This window comes from Halomonas qaidamensis (genome assembly GCF_025917315.1).
Taxonomy (GTDB): domain Bacteria; phylum Pseudomonadota; class Gammaproteobacteria; order Pseudomonadales; family Halomonadaceae; genus Vreelandella; species Vreelandella qaidamensis.
Window position 1 is genome coordinate 1,611,380 of the sequence record NZ_CP080627.1, and the last position, 16,379, is coordinate 1,627,758.

Consider the following 16,379-nt stretch of genomic DNA (forward strand, 5'->3'; position numbering starts at 1 on the left):
GAGTTATAGAATGTTGGGGCGTCGTGAGGTTCATGCGCGCTAAATCACTGTCGTAGGAGAGAAAAGCATGTTGCCTAAACGGATGTTATCGCTAACGGGCTTAATGTTAGTGCCTCTATATAGCTGGGGGTTTAGTTATGAAGTGCCCTCTATTACTCCTGAAGTAGGATCAGGTTTTGAAGAGAAGCCTGGCTGGGAGGTTTCGACATTTGCGGTAGCGGCAGCAAATCCGTTGGCAACCGATGCGGGTTATCAGGTGCTGAAAGCCGGTGGCAATGCCATTGATGCCGCCGTAGCGGTGCAAATGGTACTGACACTTGTTGAACCTCAGTCGAGTGGTATCGGTGGTGGTGCCTTTTTGATGCATTACGATGGGCATGATGTACAGGCTTATGATGGCCGTGAAACCGCACCTGCGGCAGTGACCGGTGAGCTATTTATCGAGAACGGTGAGCCACTTGAATTTGCCGATGCAGTGGCGAGCGGTTTATCTGTTGGTGTGCCTGGCACCGTACGTATGCTTGAAATGGCGCACGCAGAGCATGGCCAGTTGCCTTGGAAAGAGCTGCTAACCCCTGCCATTACGCTTGCAGAAGAAGGTTTTGGAGTTAGCCAACGCTTGCACACTAGCTTAGCGAATGACACCGCTCTGCGTGATAATGTGCTGGCAAGTGACTTTTACTACACCGGTGACGGGGAGCCGATAGCCGTTGGTGAAACGCTTAAAAATCCTGCATTGGCTGCTATTTTGCGCCGTATTGCCGAAGAGGGTAGCGTCGCGCTTTATGAAGGAGATATTGCAGAAGATCTTGTTGAGCGTGTTCAATCACACCCTGTGCGCCCAGGTACGCTAACGTCAGATGACATGAGTGGTTATGCGGCCCTAGAAAGAGAACCACTGTGCACGCCTTGGCAGCAGTGGGAAGTGTGCGGTTTCCCGCCACCTTCGTCGGGCCACCTGACGGTGATGCAAATTTTAGGCATGCTAGAACAGCAGCCTTTACTGGAAGCGCCGTTAGAGGATGGTGTGAGTAGCAGCGGTTGGCTACACCAGTTTTTAGAGGCGTCTCGCTTAGCATTCGCTGACCGTGGTCGCTATATCGGCGACCCTGACTTTGTTGAGGCACCGGGTGGTGATTGGTCGCTCATGCTAGCACCTGATTATTTAGCTAACCGAAGTGCATTGATTGATGAGCAAAGCATGGGTGGGAGTGCTAAACCAGGTAATCCTGGCGAGCTTTCGATTAGTGTTGCAAGCCAACCTGAGCAGCCTGAGTATGGTACCAGCCACATTAGCATTGTGGATGCAGAGGGCAACGCACTTGCAATGACGACCACCATCGAGCAAGCATTTGGTTCACGTATTTTAGCCGACGGTGGAACTGGGTTGGCGGGTGGTTATTTGCTGAATAATGAGCTGACGGATTTTTCGTTTGTTCCCGAGATAGACGGTGAACCTGTCGCCAACCGTGTTGAGCCTGGCAAGCGGCCTCGTTCAAGCATGAGTCCAACGCTAGTGTTTGATCAAGAAAGTGGAGAGCTAGTGGCAAGCTTGGGCTCACCAGGCGGTGCCGCCATTATTCATTATACTGCTCGCACCTTGGTGGCTATGCGCGACTGGGGGTTGAACGCGCAGGAAGCGCTGAATCTACCTCACGCTATCACTCTGGGTGGTGATGTGTTTATTGAGGAGGGGCGCTTTCCTGAGGAGACGATTGAAGCACTTCGTGAGCGTGGGCATACCGTCAACGAGCGTGAGCTTACTAGCGGACTGCAAGCCATTATGCGCTTGGAGGACGGCAGCTTATTCGGGGGCGCCGACCCGCGTCGTGAAGGCGTTGTGATGGGAGACTAATGCTCATCATGATGGGTAACCTATTGCCGTAACCAGTTGCGGAGCTTTACCAACATGAGACCGCCGTCGCTTAATGCGCGGCGGTCTTCTATTAGTTCACTTAAGCGGTCTGGATAGTCGGTGATGATCGCATCAACTCCAAGATCTATGAGGGTAGACATGCGCGTTCGGTCATTAACTGTCCAGGCATGTATTTCGTAATTATAAAGCGCAGCCAAGCGTATTTCTTGCGCTGTGATGCGGTTATGGCGCAGGCCAAGCGCATCAAATTGGCGTCGATCCAATGTGCCAGCCAGTATTAGTTGGGCAAGTAAAGTGACGCGTAAGTCAGGGGCTTGTTGTTTTAAATAGGTAACCATACTGGGCGACATGGTTGCCATCCGCATTTCCAGGAACACATTTGGAAACCCACAGTTCGCATTCGCATTGAGCACGTTATTCTGGGTTGCCCAGCAGCGGTAACGAATGTCGCTTTCTGCCTCAAGGGTTGCTATCACAGCGCGAGCGAGCTTTTCTTCGTCGCCTGGTGATGGCTTCATATCAATCATCAGGCCAGCACGTCCTCGTACTAGCGCCAACGCATCATCTAAACCAGCAATTCTTTCGTCTTGAAAGGCGTCGCCAAACCAGCTGCCTACATCAAATTTGCTCAATTCTGCTCGGGTGAGGTCACCAAATTCTCGTTGATCGCCAGTCAGGCGCGCCAAGCTACGATCATGGTAGAGCAGTACTTGATTGTCAGCACTTAGGCGAACATCCAGTTCTATGGCATCAGAGCCGTCTTCAAGTGCTTGCCTTATTGCCGATAAGGTATTCTCAGGCGCTACCATTGAGCTTCCACGATGGGCGATGACCGCAACGTTATCGCGTATTTCAAAGCTATTAAGTATCCACCAAGCTTGAAGTCCAGCCAGAAGCAGCACGCTCAGCTCAATCGCCCACGCAAGACGGCCAGGGTGAGCGTTTTCTGAACGAGGGGAAGGGCGCATTTCGCGATGGGCTAACTGTAAGTAAAGGCAGGCGGTTAGCAGCGCATTGGTGGCAATACCTAAAAATGTAATGGTTAACGTAACGAGTACGTAGCTGGTTAAATAAGCCAGCATCGCTGGAACCAACACAGCATTATATTCGGGTAGCCCCCACAAGAGAGGCGTCACAACAGTATCAAATAACCATGTCGAGATTATCGGCAGGCTGATAATGACGATCAGTAGTGTTAACACTGCCGCACCAATCGATCGATGCCAGCCACGAGTTAAATGTACGCTACGCCTCAGTGCTTGGAAGGGTGAACAGTTGTCCAGTGCGACTAAAGGGAGTGCTAGTAACCAGCGCAGGTAGAGCCATGCGGCTAGTCCAAGCCAGATAATGAGTAAAGGCAATGCGCAAGCAATAAAATACCAAAGCGAGGCTGGACGAGTTTGTTGTAAATAGTAAGGATCTATACCGCTTAACCACACATCATAAAGCCACGTTAAGCCCATCATAAAAGGGGCTAGGAGTAGCAAGTGGGAGCCCACCTGAAGAATTACTAGGCCTGCGAGGGCTGGCAAGCGGCGGGTGCTCAACCAAAGTGCTTCAAAGGCGAGTCGGTAATGGTTGTCTTTAGGTCTTACGGCAACTAGCAGCATGCCCGTTTGTTGCCAATAAATTAGTAAGAATGCAAAACCAAGACCCACGAGCATTGCCACTAGGCCTAGGGGGCTAAATAGCAGTGCAAGTAATGCATCATTGGTGACCACTGTTCGATTGAGTTGTGCTAACAATGCCTGAGAAATCCAGGCAATCATCGGCACTAAAAGGGCAGAAGCTAATAGCGTAAAGAGTAGATGGTAGGCAATGAGAGGACGAAGATGGTCGCGTAGGGTGCGAAGTAGGGTGTAGCCCAATTGATTTAGCGGCTGCATGGTCACAATTTTGTCAGAATTTGAGCTACCAGGGTGGCACTATGTGCCACGCCTGGCAAGCAATTGCCTTAGGAAAGCTCAAGTGGTTTTTCGGCGATAATAATGCCGTTGTTATCTGCGTAAAGCCATTGTCCGGGGTGTAGCGTGGCACCAGCAAACGTGACAGGAATATCACGTTGTCCTTCGCCGCGTTTTTCGCTTTTACGTGGGTGGTTACCTAATGCTTGAACGCCGATTGGTAGTGTGACAAGAATATCCACGTCACGCACGCAGCCATACATCACCACACCAGCCCAACCGTTCTTAGCAGCTTGTTCGGCGAGCATATCACCTAGCATGGCGCAACGGTGTGAACCGCCAGCATCTACAACCAGTACTGCTCCATCACCGGGTTCGGCAACGGCTTGCTTAACCATTGAGTTGTCTTCAAAACACTTAACAGTACGAATAGGGCCGTAAAAGCTGTCGATGCCGCCGTAGTTAGCAAACATTGGTTCAAGCACTGTTACGTCAGGGTACGCATCACATAAATCCGGTGTCACGACAGGGGGTGTAGTGGTCATTGCACGCTCCTAGAAAGCATTGTTTAAAGAAATCTATCTATGAAGACCAGTTTAAGAAAACCAAATGCTATAAAAAAACGCCCCAACCTAAAATAGGCTGGGGCGTTCGGTCATCGGCTCAAGAAGGGATTGTTACCAACCTTCTTGCGATGTTGCGAGCATCGGCGATAGGTTCGGTACTTCAAGAGCGTTACGCTTCTTGAGCAACCGGTATCACGTTCGAGGCGATTTTTTGATACTCCTCGATTTCGTGAAAGTTCATGTAACGATATATTTCCCCAGCGAGAGCGTCAAATTCACTCATATAGCGCTGGTACTCTTCTACAGTTGGAAGACGACCTTCCACGGCAGCAACAGCTGCCAGTTCCGCTGAGGCGAGATAAACATTGGCACCATCACCCAGACGGTTCGGGAAGTTACGTGTAGACGTAGACACCACGGTGCTTTTCGCTGCAACGCGTGCCTGGTTACCCATACACAGTGAGCATCCCGGCATTTCCATACGGGCGCCAGCACGGCCATAAATGCCGTAATAGCCTTCTTCGGTAAGTTGGTGCTGATCCATCTTGGTCGGCGGTGCTAACCAAAGACGCGTTTTCAGGCTACCCGCAGGCTGTTTTTCAAGTAACTTACCCGCTGCGCGGAAATGGCCGATGTTGGTCATGCACGAGCCGATAAACACTTCATCAATCTTTTCACCAGCCACGTCTGATAACAGACGGGCATCATCTGGATCGTTCGGTGCGCAAAGAACTGGCTCTTTAATTTCACTCAGATCGATTTCGATAACTTCAGCATACTCTGCATCGTTATCAGCACGCATTAAGCTTGGGTTGGCAAGCCATGCTTCCATACCTTCAATACGACGGCTGATAGTGCGTTCATCTCCATACCCATTCGCCATCATCCACTTTAGCAGTGTGATGTTGGATTTGAGGTACTCGGTGACGCTTTCTTCAGACAGTGTGATTGTGCAGCCTGCTGCACTGCGCTCTGCTGACGCGTCGGAAAGCTCGAAAGCTTGCTCAACAGTCAGGTCTTCAAGTCCTTCAATTTCTAAGACGCGACCAGAGAAAGCGTTCTTCTTACCGGATTTTTCAACGGTTAGCAGGCCCTTTTTGATGGCATAGAGTGGAATCGCGTGAACTAGGTCGCGCAGTGTAACACCCGGTTGGCGCTCACCTTTAAAGCGAACCAGCACAGATTCCGGCATGTCCAACGGCATGACGCCAGTCGCGGCAGCAAATGCCACTAGACCAGAACCTGCTGGGAACGAAATGCCCAGCGGGAAGCGAGTGTGAGAGTCACCACCGGTTCCCACCGTGTCGGGCAGCAGCATGCGGTTCAACCAGCTGTGGATGATGCCGTCACCAGGGCGAAGAGAGACGCCGCCACGGTTCATGATGAAGTCAGGCAATGTGTGATGCGTATCCACATCGACAGGCTTTGGATAGGCTGCTGTGTGACAGAATGATTGCATGACCAAGTCGGCTTGGAAGCCTAGGCACGCTAAGTCTTTTAACTCATCACGAGTCATCGGCCCAGTCGTGTCCTGAGAGCCAACGGTGGTCATCTTAGGTTCGCAGTACATGCCGGGGCGCACGCCGTCCAGACCGCAAGCCTTACCGACCATTTTTTGAGCTAGGGTGAAACCTTTGCCCGTATCAACCGGCTGGTCCGGTAGGCGGAAAACATCAGAAGGCTCAAGGCCTAGTGATTCACGGGCCTTACCCGTTAAGCCGCGACCAATAATTAACGGAATGCGGCCACCTGCGCGCACTTCATCAAGAATTAACTGGGTCTTGAGTTCAAATGTTGTCAGTACTTCGTCGGTACCGTGCTTGCACACTTTACCTTCGTAAGGATAGACATCGATAACATCGCCCATTTCCAGGTTAGAAACATCCATTTCAACCGGCAATGCACCAGAGTCTTCCATCGTATTGAAGAAGATGGGCGCGATTTTACCGCCAAAACAGAAGCCACCAGCGCGCTTGTTAGGTACGTAAGGGATGTCGTCGCCAAAGAACCAGAGTACAGAGTTGGTGGCAGACTTACGTGAAGAACCGGTACCTACAACATCGCCAACATAGGCAACAGGGAAGCCTTTTGCTTTGACGCCTTCAATTTGTTTCAGCGGGCCGGTTGTTCCTTGAACTTCAGGCTCAATACCTTCGCGCTCGTTTTTGAGCATAGCGTTGGCATGTAGCGGGATGTCTGGACGCGACCATGCATCAGGTGCTGGAGATAGATCATCGGTGTTGGTTTCACCAGGCACCTTGAAGACCGTTAATGTAATCTTCTCTTCCAGTGCAGGCTTGGAGAGGAACCACTCTGCTTCAGCCCATGACTGAATAACGTCCTTAGCAACGGTATTGCCTTTCTTGGCGCGCTCTTCAACGTCATGGAACGCATCAAACATTAGGAGAGTGTGCTTGAGCTGTTCACCAGCTTCACGAGCAAGTTCTTCGTTGTCTAATAGCTCGACCATGGAGACGATGTTATAACCGCCTTGCATGGTGCCGAGGAGTTTGACGGCATGGATTTTGTCGATTAACGGAGAGGTGGCTTCACCTTTAGCAATCGCAGTTAAGAAACCTGCTTTTACATAAGCTGCCTCATCAACGCCTGGGGGGACTCGGTTAGTGATTAGATCAAGGACAAACTCTTCTTCACCTGCCGGCGGATTCTTAAGTAGCTCAATTAAGGCAGCAACTTGTTCGGCGTTCAGGGGCTTGGGCGGTACGCCCTCAGCAGCGCGTTCCTCGACATGTTGGCGGTAAGCTTCAAGCACGTTGGGGCCCTCTCATCTTCTTAGTGGTGACGAGCGCATACCCACACGGTATTGAGTATGTGCCCGGACACGTGACATACGCTTGACAAACAGCGTCTGGTGGATGAAATGGATTCTACGGGAAACTGTCGACAATGTTAAGACGACAAGCTCTTGGGGGCCTTGTACTTTATGTTGAGGAGCTGGCAGAAGGTTTCTGAACAACGCGTTTTTTTCTTAATTAATCCTGCGGGTGGAAGTTTTTTACCGAACTGCCGTCATTTAAGGGGAGGGCGCGTGTGATTATTGTGATGCCGCGTTACCCTATTGTTTGCTCATTTCGTCGTATTATTATCACTACGGCAATAAAATTACTTAAGTTGAAGTGTGGAGCTTCAATATAAGCGTATTTTTATATTAGCAATGTGCTATATAAAAAGTGCTGTTACGGCCTACTTATGGCAAATGTAATGGCAGGGAACAAACGCCAAGGGCGTTTATATGTTGTACAATAGTGAGATAAGCGCTTGGTAATGGTATTATGTCGATACAATTAAATACGCTGGAACCCGTGGGACATTCGCTACAAGCAGATGATTTATTGCCAGAATGTCTCCATCAGTTTCTTGCTTGCCCAACGCCAGATGCATGGCTGCAATGGGCACTGGATAACCCTGAGATACTTCTTGTTGATCACGCTCAGTGTGAAAAGAAAGCCGCTTCGACGGCAATGAGCTTGCTCTATCGTTATGTTGATCAGCCGTTATTATTAAGCAAGATGTCGCAGCTGGCTCGAGAGGAGTTACTGCATTTTGAGCAGGTCGTTGGCTTAATGGAGAAGCGTGGCGTGGCCTACACGCACCTTACGGCTTCACGCTATGCCGAAGGCTTACGTAAGCATCTTCGCAGTAACGACCCGGACCGCTTGATTGATGTGTTAATCATTGGTGCGCTTATTGAGGCACGTAGCTGCGAACGCTTTGCACGCTTGATACCTTATTTAGATGAAGAGCTTGCAAAGTTTTATCGCACATTGGTGAAGTCCGAAGGCCGTCATTTTGAAGATTATCTGCTGCTTGCTAAACAGCAAACAACGGCATCAATAGATGACAGAGTCGCTTTTTTTGTGGCGCGTGAAGCGGAGTTGATTACTTCGCCAGATACGGCTTTTCGTTTTCACAGCGGTGTGCCAGCGTAGGCCATCGCTAGTCTAGGTAGGATATGTATCATGCGCGATGCTCGTGAGACAGACCAACTGACCCTGTTTGGCCATTTTTCTTTGTCACAAGGAGAAGATGTGCTGACGCACTTCAGTTATGACAAAGTAAAAGCGCTGCTCGTGTATTTGTTGTTACACCGGCAACCTGTCAATCGGGCATCGCTCGCGGAATTGCTATGGCCAGATCAAGGGCTGTCATCGGGCAGGACGAATCTGCGTCATGCACTTCACTGTCTGCGGCAATCGATGGGAGATAATGCTGATCAAGTATTGAACGTCTCTCGCCAAACCATCGCATTTCAATTGCCGGCTCAATGGCGGGTTGACTTGCATGAATTGCAACAATTATTGGAAGGGCCGCGGGATTTAGCCAACCTCGAAGAGGTGATGGCGTGTTACCAGGGCGATTTAATAGAAGAGCTTCAACTCGCCAACTGCAGCGAATTCCAGCGTTGGTTAGTTCAGGTACGAAATGAATGGCGTCAACGGGTTATTCGTTTTGCTGAGCAGGTACTAGATGCCCACACCGATGTGCCTGACAATTTATTGGAAGGATTAGTTAGTCGTTTTTCAGGCTATGGACCCTTTCATGAGCGACGGGTTCGCCAATTGGCTGAGCAAAACCAGATGGCAGCGGCTCATGAGCAGTACAACAGCTATTTACAATTACTAGCGCTTTCTGGTCAGCAGCCCGAACCGAGCTTTCTACAGCTTGCTAATTATTGGTCAGACGGTCACCACGATCCGCGCGTAATGAGCCCGCAAGGCGCTTTTTCTCGCGTGTTAGCAGCAGATAGTAAACCGCTTCGCGAAGATGAAATTGAGCTACGCCAGCTGTCGGTAATGGCCATTCGGCTTAAATTGCAAGGCGATTGGCAAGATCGTGCTGCTACTCGTAATTGCTTGGCGCTCCAGCTAGAGTTGCTGCGTTGGTTAGAACAGCAATGTCATCACTTAGGTGGTTTTTGGTTGCCTGGTGCAACAGGTGGGCTTGGTTTGGCCTGTTTCGGTACTCATGGACCAGCACATCAGCTAGCAGAGCTTGTCGCTCTGTATGAGCACTGTCGCCAAGCGTTACCTCAAGAGTCGCAGCGTCACTGGAGTGGTGAAGGAGAACCTCCAAAATTCGAGCTTGCCGCAGGTCTTAATAGCGGAAGGGTGGTTTACCTTCCAGAGCGACAGTTAGCGGATCCGTTGGGCCAGGTTACTCAAGTGGCGCTGGAGCTAATGAGTGCGGCAGAAGGTAGCGAATTGGTAATCTCTCAAGAAGCGAGCCAACACATGCCGCCTGCGCTGGATTTACAGCCGCGGCTAGTGTCTCGCTTGGTGGCCAGCGATGGCCGTGTTCGTTTGAGAGCGCTTGTGTTGGGTGTCAATGAAGGTGGTAGGGATGCGCTGCCACCTAGTTTAGTGGGGCGAGAAACATCTCTACGTACACTTAGAGACGCGCTGGCGAGAGCGGGTATAGGGCTGCGTCAAAGCGTTTTAGTACGCGGTGCCTCTGGGATGGGTAAATCCGCTCTCATGGTGGGTTTTCGCCAGTTAGAGCTTAGCCGCGATGCTGCGATTTGTTGGCAGCCAACAACGCGGTTATCAGTATTAGAACCCTATGGCGTTGCTCGCACTTTACTTACTTGGTACTTAGAAGCGTCACCAACCTGTGCGGCTATACGGCAGTTACAGGAAACGCTGTCATTGGAGCCTTTAGATGATGAGCGTCAGCAGCTTCTTGAAGAGGCTCTGGGTGTTCGTGATGTTCAGGAAGTTGCACAGCTGATCCAAAACGGTGAAGCAATAGAGTTGGTAGTAAAGCTTTTACATCGCTTAATAGATTATCAAGCCAGTTCACGTACATTAGTATTGATGATTGACGACCTGCAGTGGCTTGATGAGCCCTCTTTTAAGGTGCTTGCTGGTTTACAGGCACGTCTACCTATTAATACGGCTTTTATGTTAGTGGCTAGCCACCATGGTCGAGAGTCACTTCCGGTCAAGCTGCATTGGGATCAGCAAGTCACCCTGGGAAGGTTGGATGCCCTCCAATCCTCACGCTTGCTTTCGCAGTTATCCCGTCGTTACCGCATTCATTTAAGCCCGCGGCTGCGTAATCAAATTATTGAGCGTTGCGACGGTGTGCCGCTCTATATGCAAGAGATTTGTCGGCGTCTGGATATGGATCGTCGTGAAGGCCGTAGCGTGCAGTTTGATGAGCTACCAAAAGGGTTATTAGGGCTGCTTGCCAGCCGTATTGACCAGCTTGAAGGCGATCGGGAAATTGCCCATGTTGCAGCAGTGCTAGGTAAGCGGTTCCGCCTTGATTTTCTGCAAGAGTGTAGCGGTTGGGAAAAACCGCGTTTGGCTCAAGCTATTGAGCATATGCGACAGCTGGAAATTATCGAGCCAGTAGATAAAGAGGGGGGGGAGCCAGAGCATCAGTTTAGCCACCAGCTGCTGCAAGAAGCTGCTTATCTTTCGTGCCCAAGAGATGTACGCGTTAAGCTTCATCAGCAGGTAGTTACACTGATCGAAGAGCGCTTTCCTATGTGGATTAGTCGTCATCCTGGTGATTTTGCAACCCACCTCCGCCGTAGCGGCCACTATGCTAGAGGTGCCCGTTACTTTGAGCTGTCTGCACGGGAAGCCTTAAAAGTGAGTGCTAATCGCACTGCTTTGCGCATGGCAGATTTTGGCTTAGCCAGTCTGAGACACGTTGAGCATGAAGTTGAACGTGAAGTGAGTCTGCTCACTGTGCGCGGTCAGGCGGCGTTTGCCCTGGAGGGGCATGGTTCGCCTACTGCTCATGAAAGCTTTGTGCGAGCACGAGAGCTGCTGCGGCAATCAAGCAGTGAAAGCACGGAAGACCCAGAAGATCTTGAGCAAATCTTCTTGGTCAAGTGGGGGCTATGGGTTGGGCGTAGCCAACGCTATGCGCACGCTGATGCCTTTGCATTAGCATCGACCCTGGCAGATATTGCAGGGCGCTTAGAGGACCCGCGTTATCAGAGATTAGCTGACTATGCGAGAGCGCATTGCGAATACTGGGCTGGCAGCATACAACAAGCACATGACCATTTGGATGAAATTGATCCGCTCAACGCCCCAATGATGATTGAATGGCTGCCATTCTCTGATCACCCACAAGTAACCGCTGCTTGTTTTCAAGGTTGGGCGCTCTGTCTGCGTGGTGATTATCAGCGTGCAGAGCGACATGTCTCTTCTGCCATTCGATTAGCAGAGAAAATTGGTCATCCTGGCACGCTTGCTATGGCATTAATGTTTGCGGCTGCTTTATATCGCCAACTAGGCCATGTGCACTTAGCGGCAAGACACGCGGAGCGTGCGGCGGCAATGACGGGCACGCCCGACTTGCAGCTTTGGCAGATTTCAGCCCAAGGCATTCTTGGCTGGCAGAGAGCACTTGCGGGTGATCAGACGGGCTTAGTCCAGCTGCGACATAGCCTTGATCAAATGGCAGAGCTGAACGGACGGGATCGCTATCAACGCCCAGTTTTATGGTATTCCGATGCGTGCATTGAGTTGGGTGAGCTTAAGGCAGCAGAGGATTACCTGGATCAATGTCTTGTTATTGCTAAAGAGCGCACAACGCTTTTTCTACCTGAGTTAGCAACTCAGCTTGCCAAAGTGCGTGATTTGCTTGGGCACCCCGCCAATGAAGTGAAAGCGCTAACTGAAATGGCTATTAATCAGGCCAGGGAGCATGGAAATCGGCATCAGGAGCTGGCGGCACTTGAACTTTGGTTAACGCGCATTGCGCCAAGCGACCTTCAGGCAAAAGAAGCATTTAGGCGCTTATTGAGCGAAGTGAGTCACAGCGATGCACCAGTACTGGTCCGTTGGGTTAGTCTGCTTGATAGGCGTTTGCCTCACGCGGTAAGTGTGGAAAACGAAATCTGAATTAGCTATTAACGCGTCGTTGATTCTAGCCAGTTAAGTGTGGTGAGTGCCTCTTCTCGGTGCTCGCCGCATACATCGGTATCATAGTTAAACTGCTCACACACAGCTGGACGGCTAGGATCTTCAAATAACTTGCATAAATAGTCATCACTTAACTGCACGCACCGAACCCCTGCAGGTTTGCCATCAGGCATACCGGGTATATAAGAAGTGATAGACGGTGCAATACAGCAAGCACCGCAGCCTGCTCGGCAGGCGGCGGTGTCTGTGGCAAATACGTGATTACTCATGGCAAAGCTTCAGCGGTAGCTCCTTTATCAATTCCTTCAAATGCCTGAACCAATGTTTTATGGCCGCTGTGCTGTGCAATGTTATTGGCAAGCCATAAAGCAATATTTTCGACGGTTGTTGGCTTAGGTAGTATGCAGCAGCGATCTTGAGGCAGGGTGATGGAAAACGTACCTTGTGCTGAGAGGTATCGACACGTTAGCTTCCCGTCAATCTGGTTTTCAATATCGGCTTTTTCAAGCAGGTAGCGATTATCAAGCCAGGCTGCCCAGTGGTTTTCAAGTGCTGGTTGCCGTGCCTGTTGTTGCCAAATATACAAGCGCGAGCGGTGACCATGGGCAATACGCTGGCAGTTACCAAGATGCCGCTTCAAACCGTGCGTATAACTATAGGCCGCGCCGTCAATACACTCGTCTTTAAGTACTAACGTGACGTTATGTACGTTTTTGGGTCGTTGTTCGGTTAGCTGTGCGCTTAAGTAGCGTGTAACGCGCTCAAGGGTGATGTTGTCCCAAGGGAGCAAGCTAAACGCCTGGGCGGGGCCGCGAACTTCCATTTCGTAGGGAGATGCTGTGCGTATACAGATACCTTCATCACAGTCAGTAACCTCCACGCCGGGCGCGTTGATAGGTACGAGCAGCGTATGGTCTAGACCATTGTCCAGCGTGCGCTTAATCCACGGCTTTACTTCTCCGAAATCAAAAAGCATGCCGTCTTCGCCTAACTCCCCGTCTAACTGGGCATCCACTTGCCAACTACAGCCTATTAACCCTTTCGTTGGGCACCATAATGACACATCAATATGGCTAAGATGATTTACAAATAATGCCATTACTCAAACCCTGCAATTTTGTGCGTTTGAAGCGATAAACGCCACTGGGGGTTAGCCATGCAATAAGCAGTAGTGGCCTGCACCGTCTCAAGATTTTTCTCTGGAACGCCGTGATCCATTGGCTGCAAAAAAAAGTGTTTGAAGTCCAAGTTGGCAAACTGAGTTGGCGGCGCCGTAGTCTGTGGGAAAACCAATTTTAGTTCATCGCCTCGAGTGACCACCAGTGGGTTTTTGCCCTTAGGGCTAACGCATAACCAATCAATTCCTGGCGGTGGTAATACCGTACCATTGGTTTCAACGGCTACTTCGAACCCAACGCTATGTAGTGTTGCGATCAATAAAGAATCAAGTTGCAGTAGTGGTTCCCCACCGGTAAAAACAACATAGGGCGTTGCATGCTTTGCCTCGGCTGGCCAGAGATCCTCTATATGCTGAGCGAGCGCACTGGGTGTACTGAAACGGCCTCCGTTAACGCCATCCGTGCCGATAAAATCGGTGTCGCAAAAAGAGCACTTTGCGCTAGCACGATCAATTTCACGTCCAGACCAAAGATTGCAGCCGCTAAAACGACAAAATACGCTGGCACGGCCTGCCTGTGCGCCTTCACCTTGTAAGGTGTAAAACGCTTCTTTAACGTGATACATCAGTGGTTAGCCTGTGCAGAAGTGATTTCATACGCCAGAGGGTCTGCGACATTATTGGCTGCAAACGCTGCTAGACGCTCATGGCAGCTGCCGCATTTACCGCAGGCAAGATCACGCCCTTCATAGCAGGTCCAAGTATCTCGGTAATCTAGGCCCATTGCTAAGCCATCCCGCAAGATATCGGCTTTGCTCGATTCTAAATAAGGGGCATGTAAGCTAATGGGGTCAAAATTAGCGATGCCAGCGACGTGATTCATTGCATGAACAAATTCAGGGCGGCAGTCAGGGTAGAGAATATGGTCACCGCCATGGGCACCATAATCGACACGCGCCGCACCGATATTAACCGCTTTAGCAATGGCTAACGAAAGCAAAATCATGTTGCGGTTAGGGACAACGGTGGTGTGTAGGTTGTCAGCAGCATAGTTGCCTTCGGGCATTGATACGTCTGGGTTGGTCAGCGCTGAGTTATCAATTAAGCCCTGAATAGCGCGTATATCAACGATCTGATGGGGAATATTGTGCTGCTTACACACTGCTTTTGCTACGTTCAACTCTTTTGAATGGCGTTGGCCGTAATCAAATGACAGAGCATAAACTTCTAGCCCTTCTTTGATTGCGCGGTGAAGAACGGTGTAAGAGTCCATGCCGCCGGAATAAATCACAACGGTAGATAGCGCGTTTGCGCCAGAGGTCGAGGGTGACAACATAATAGAAACTCATTGGTCGGAGAATTTATTGAGTGCTTTTAGCATCGTGCTAAGCGAAGTTTCCGGGGTCCGGTCCGGCAAGGGCGGCAGTTTACGCAATGCAGCGTTACCTGGCTAGCAGTAACGGTAATTGGTACTATTTTCTGTTCGGTATGTGCATGGGTCAACATGCTAAGCTGACTCTTCTAGTCGTAAGGGATGAATTCATGGCCACCATACAACATAGTGAAATTATCAAAGCCCCACCTGAAAGGGTGTTTGACTTACTGCGTCGAGTAGAAGATTTTGCTGATTATTCTGATCTCATCAAATCAATTGATACCTTAGGCAATAACCGTTACCGCTGGCACGTTCGTGCGGTAGGAGTAGATTGGTCTTTTGATGTAGCGGTAACAGAAATAACACCCCCCTATGTGTTGGCGTGGGAATCATTAGAAGGAGTAAAAAATCAGGGTCGTTATCAGTTGCGTGAAGTGCCAGAAGGTACAGAAGTATCGCTCACTCTGAGTTATGACATTCGTAACCGATTAATGGAAAAAGCGGTAAACCGTGCTGCAAAGCCATTAGTAGGTAAGGTAAGCAGGCAAATCCTTGAGAGGGTTGAAGCGCGGCTAAATGAATAACTTTTTTAAGCACTCTTGGCGTTGGGCTGCCGGTTTTTCTATCGCGGCAATGTTTGCCTATGTTTGGTTATGGTATTCGCCGGACTTGATGGCTGTAAAACGTTGGGCGGCGACGATGTCGCATCATCCTCTGGTTGTGATTGCTATAATGGGCACAATGGCTATCACATTGGCAATTGGCTTGCCGGGCAGTATCGGACTATGGCTGATAGCACCTTTTTATCCTCCTATAGTAGCTACGCTAATGTTAACGTTGAGTAGTGTTGCTGGTGCGTGGGGTGCCTATCTTTTAGCCGCAAATGCTGGGTGGCGTTGGCAGCCAAAAGGGTTGACGTTTAAAGTGATGGAAACACTGAAAGAGAGAAGTGATTTGTTAACGCAGTGCGCACTGCGAATTTTGCCGGGTTTCCCGCACTCAGTGATTAATTTCGCAGCAGGATTAGGGCGTATCCCTTTAAAGCGCTACTTAATGGCGGCAGCTATCGGGCTTTCGATAAAATGGACGGTTTACAGTAGTGCTATTTACGGTGCGCTTGAAGCTGTCGAAGAAAAAGATGCGTTGCAAATCGAGGTGATTTTACCACTTGTTGTGTTGACGCTGCTCCTTTTTGTGGGAGGCTGGTATAGGCGCCGCGTAGAAGCGGCGCGTCAGTGATAGCAAACGTGCTTAGTCAACTGTTAAGTCTGATAGTCTGTTAAGTCTGATAGTGATGTGGTTAGTTGCCTTTATGCATTGATGCATCAAGGTGGTCGACAACTTCAGCCCAGTCGGCGTCTTCTTCCACGGCTTCGCGAAGAAATTCCGCTTGGCCTTCGTTCCAGCAGGGAGCCTCAGCTAGCGGCATTTCTTTGGGTAGGGGAGAGTGGCGTTGAATAAAGTGTTCAATGGACTCCGCATCCGAGCGTAGTCCGAGTTGTTCAAATAGCTCGCTAAAATGGTGTACGGGTTGTTCCATACGTTGCCTTCCTTTTTGGTTATGAACGTATGTTTAAACATAGCGTGTATGAGCGAGTACGCCAGTGCCGAGTATGTGTTACACGGTTATAAAG

At 50.1% G+C, this 16,379-nt stretch carries 13 protein-coding genes; 5 read left to right on the forward strand and 8 right to left on the reverse strand.

The genetic code is table 11. The annotated features are described in order from the left end of the window. Positions 1-67: 67 nt before the first annotated feature. Complete coding sequence (ggt, locus tag K1Y77_RS07510) at positions 68-1,855, forward strand: gamma-glutamyltransferase (protein WP_030069433.1); 1,788 nt, start codon at positions 68-70, stop codon at positions 1,853-1,855. A gap of 20 nt (positions 1,856-1,875) precedes the next feature. Here ggt and K1Y77_RS07515 read toward each other — a convergent pair whose 3' ends face one another. The 3 genes from K1Y77_RS07515 to acnB form a co-directional block, all read right to left on the reverse strand. Continuing rightward, a complete protein-coding gene (locus tag K1Y77_RS07515) occupies positions 1,876-3,762 on the reverse strand; it encodes a glycerophosphodiester phosphodiesterase family protein (RefSeq protein ID WP_264431146.1) in 1,887 nt (628 codons plus the stop codon). Positions 3,763-3,830: 68 nt separating this feature from the next. After that, a complete protein-coding gene (rraA, locus tag K1Y77_RS07520; RefSeq protein WP_264018330.1) occupies positions 3,831-4,325 on the reverse strand; it encodes a ribonuclease E activity regulator RraA in 495 nt (164 codons plus the stop codon). A gap of 190 nt (positions 4,326-4,515) precedes the next feature. After that, positions 4,516-7,119 carry a bifunctional aconitate hydratase 2/2-methylisocitrate dehydratase gene (acnB, locus tag K1Y77_RS07525; protein WP_030069439.1) on the reverse strand — a complete coding sequence of 868 codons (2,604 nt, stop codon included), beginning with the start codon at positions 7,117-7,119 and terminating at the stop codon, positions 4,516-4,518. A 520-nt stretch (positions 7,120-7,639) separates the two neighbouring features. Here acnB and miaE point away from each other — a divergent pair. Then, positions 7,640-8,296 (forward strand): tRNA-(ms[2]io[6]A)-hydroxylase, encoded by a 657-nt coding sequence (miaE, locus tag K1Y77_RS07530; protein ID WP_030069441.1) that lies wholly within the window; start codon positions 7,640-7,642, stop codon positions 8,294-8,296. 30 nt (positions 8,297-8,326) lie between these two features. Further along, positions 8,327-12,232 carry an AAA family ATPase gene (locus K1Y77_RS07535; protein ID WP_030069443.1) on the forward strand — a complete coding sequence of 1,302 codons (3,906 nt, stop codon included), beginning with the start codon at positions 8,327-8,329 and terminating at the stop codon, positions 12,230-12,232. An 8-nt stretch (positions 12,233-12,240) separates the two neighbouring features. Here K1Y77_RS07535 and K1Y77_RS07540 read toward each other — a convergent pair whose 3' ends face one another. Genes K1Y77_RS07540 through queC form a run of 4 tightly spaced genes read right to left on the reverse strand, consistent with a single transcriptional unit; the run spans position 12,241 to position 14,706 of the window. Then, positions 12,241-12,522: a YkgJ family cysteine cluster protein gene (locus K1Y77_RS07540; protein ID WP_051690099.1), complete on the reverse strand. Its 282-nt coding sequence runs from the start codon at positions 12,520-12,522 to the stop codon at positions 12,241-12,243. Continuing rightward, positions 12,519-13,352: a 6-carboxytetrahydropterin synthase gene (locus K1Y77_RS07545; protein ID WP_264431149.1), complete on the reverse strand. Its 834-nt coding sequence runs from the start codon at positions 13,350-13,352 to the stop codon at positions 12,519-12,521. Before K1Y77_RS07545 ends, K1Y77_RS07540 begins: the two co-directional genes overlap by 4 nt. Further along, positions 13,352-13,996 carry a 7-carboxy-7-deazaguanine synthase gene (gene queE / locus K1Y77_RS07550; protein WP_264431151.1) on the reverse strand — a complete coding sequence of 215 codons (645 nt, stop codon included), beginning with the start codon at positions 13,994-13,996 and terminating at the stop codon, positions 13,352-13,354. The genes K1Y77_RS07545 and queE overlap by 1 nt, the downstream gene beginning before the upstream one ends. Then, on the reverse strand, positions 13,996-14,706 hold the full coding sequence (queC, locus tag K1Y77_RS07555) for a 7-cyano-7-deazaguanine synthase QueC (RefSeq protein ID WP_264431153.1): 711 nt from the start codon (positions 14,704-14,706) through the stop codon (positions 13,996-13,998). Before queC ends, queE begins: the two co-directional genes overlap by 1 nt. Before the next feature lie 206 nt (positions 14,707-14,912). Here queC and K1Y77_RS07560 point away from each other — a divergent pair, with 206 nt between their 5' ends. Next, entirely contained in the window at positions 14,913-15,329 is a 417-nt protein-coding gene (locus K1Y77_RS07560; protein ID WP_030069452.1) for an SRPBCC family protein, read from the forward strand. Next, on the forward strand, positions 15,322-15,984 hold the full coding sequence (locus tag K1Y77_RS07565; RefSeq protein ID WP_030069453.1) for a TVP38/TMEM64 family protein: 663 nt from the start codon (positions 15,322-15,324) through the stop codon (positions 15,982-15,984). Before K1Y77_RS07560 ends, K1Y77_RS07565 begins: the two co-directional genes overlap by 8 nt. Before the next feature lie 61 nt (positions 15,985-16,045). Here K1Y77_RS07565 and K1Y77_RS07570 read toward each other — a convergent pair whose 3' ends face one another. Then, positions 16,046-16,285, reverse strand: a complete 240-nt coding sequence (locus tag K1Y77_RS07570) for a DUF2789 domain-containing protein (RefSeq protein WP_030069455.1) — start codon at positions 16,283-16,285, stop codon at positions 16,046-16,048. Positions 16,286-16,379: the final 94 nt, after the last annotated feature.

What these genes read in the sequence shown, in the direction of transcription:
- ggt (WP_030069433.1), top strand. Translation starts at nt 68, where the DNA reads ATGTTGCCTAAACGGATGTTATCGCTAACGGGCTTAATGTTAGTGCCT.
- K1Y77_RS07515 (WP_264431146.1), bottom strand. Translation starts at nt 3,762, where the DNA reads ATGCAGCCGCTAAATCAATTGGGCTACACCCTACTTCGCACCCTACGC.
- rraA (WP_264018330.1), bottom strand. Translation starts at nt 4,325, where the DNA reads ATGACCACTACACCCCCTGTCGTGACACCGGATTTATGTGATGCGTAC.
- miaE (WP_030069441.1), top strand. Translation starts at nt 7,640, where the DNA reads ATGTCGATACAATTAAATACGCTGGAACCCGTGGGACATTCGCTACAA.
- K1Y77_RS07535 (WP_030069443.1), top strand. Translation starts at nt 8,327, where the DNA reads ATGCGCGATGCTCGTGAGACAGACCAACTGACCCTGTTTGGCCATTTT.
- K1Y77_RS07540 (WP_051690099.1), bottom strand. Translation starts at nt 12,522, where the DNA reads ATGAGTAATCACGTATTTGCCACAGACACCGCCGCCTGCCGAGCAGGC.
- K1Y77_RS07545 (WP_264431149.1), bottom strand. Translation starts at nt 13,352, where the DNA reads ATGGCATTATTTGTAAATCATCTTAGCCATATTGATGTGTCATTATGG.
- queE (WP_264431151.1), bottom strand. Translation starts at nt 13,996, where the DNA reads ATGTATCACGTTAAAGAAGCGTTTTACACCTTACAAGGTGAAGGCGCA.
- queC (WP_264431153.1), bottom strand. Translation starts at nt 14,706, where the DNA reads ATGTTGTCACCCTCGACCTCTGGCGCAAACGCGCTATCTACCGTTGTG.
- K1Y77_RS07560 (WP_030069452.1), top strand. Translation starts at nt 14,913, where the DNA reads ATGGCCACCATACAACATAGTGAAATTATCAAAGCCCCACCTGAAAGG.
- K1Y77_RS07565 (WP_030069453.1), top strand. Translation starts at nt 15,322, where the DNA reads ATGAATAACTTTTTTAAGCACTCTTGGCGTTGGGCTGCCGGTTTTTCT.
- K1Y77_RS07570 (WP_030069455.1), bottom strand. Translation starts at nt 16,285, where the DNA reads ATGGAACAACCCGTACACCATTTTAGCGAGCTATTTGAACAACTCGGA.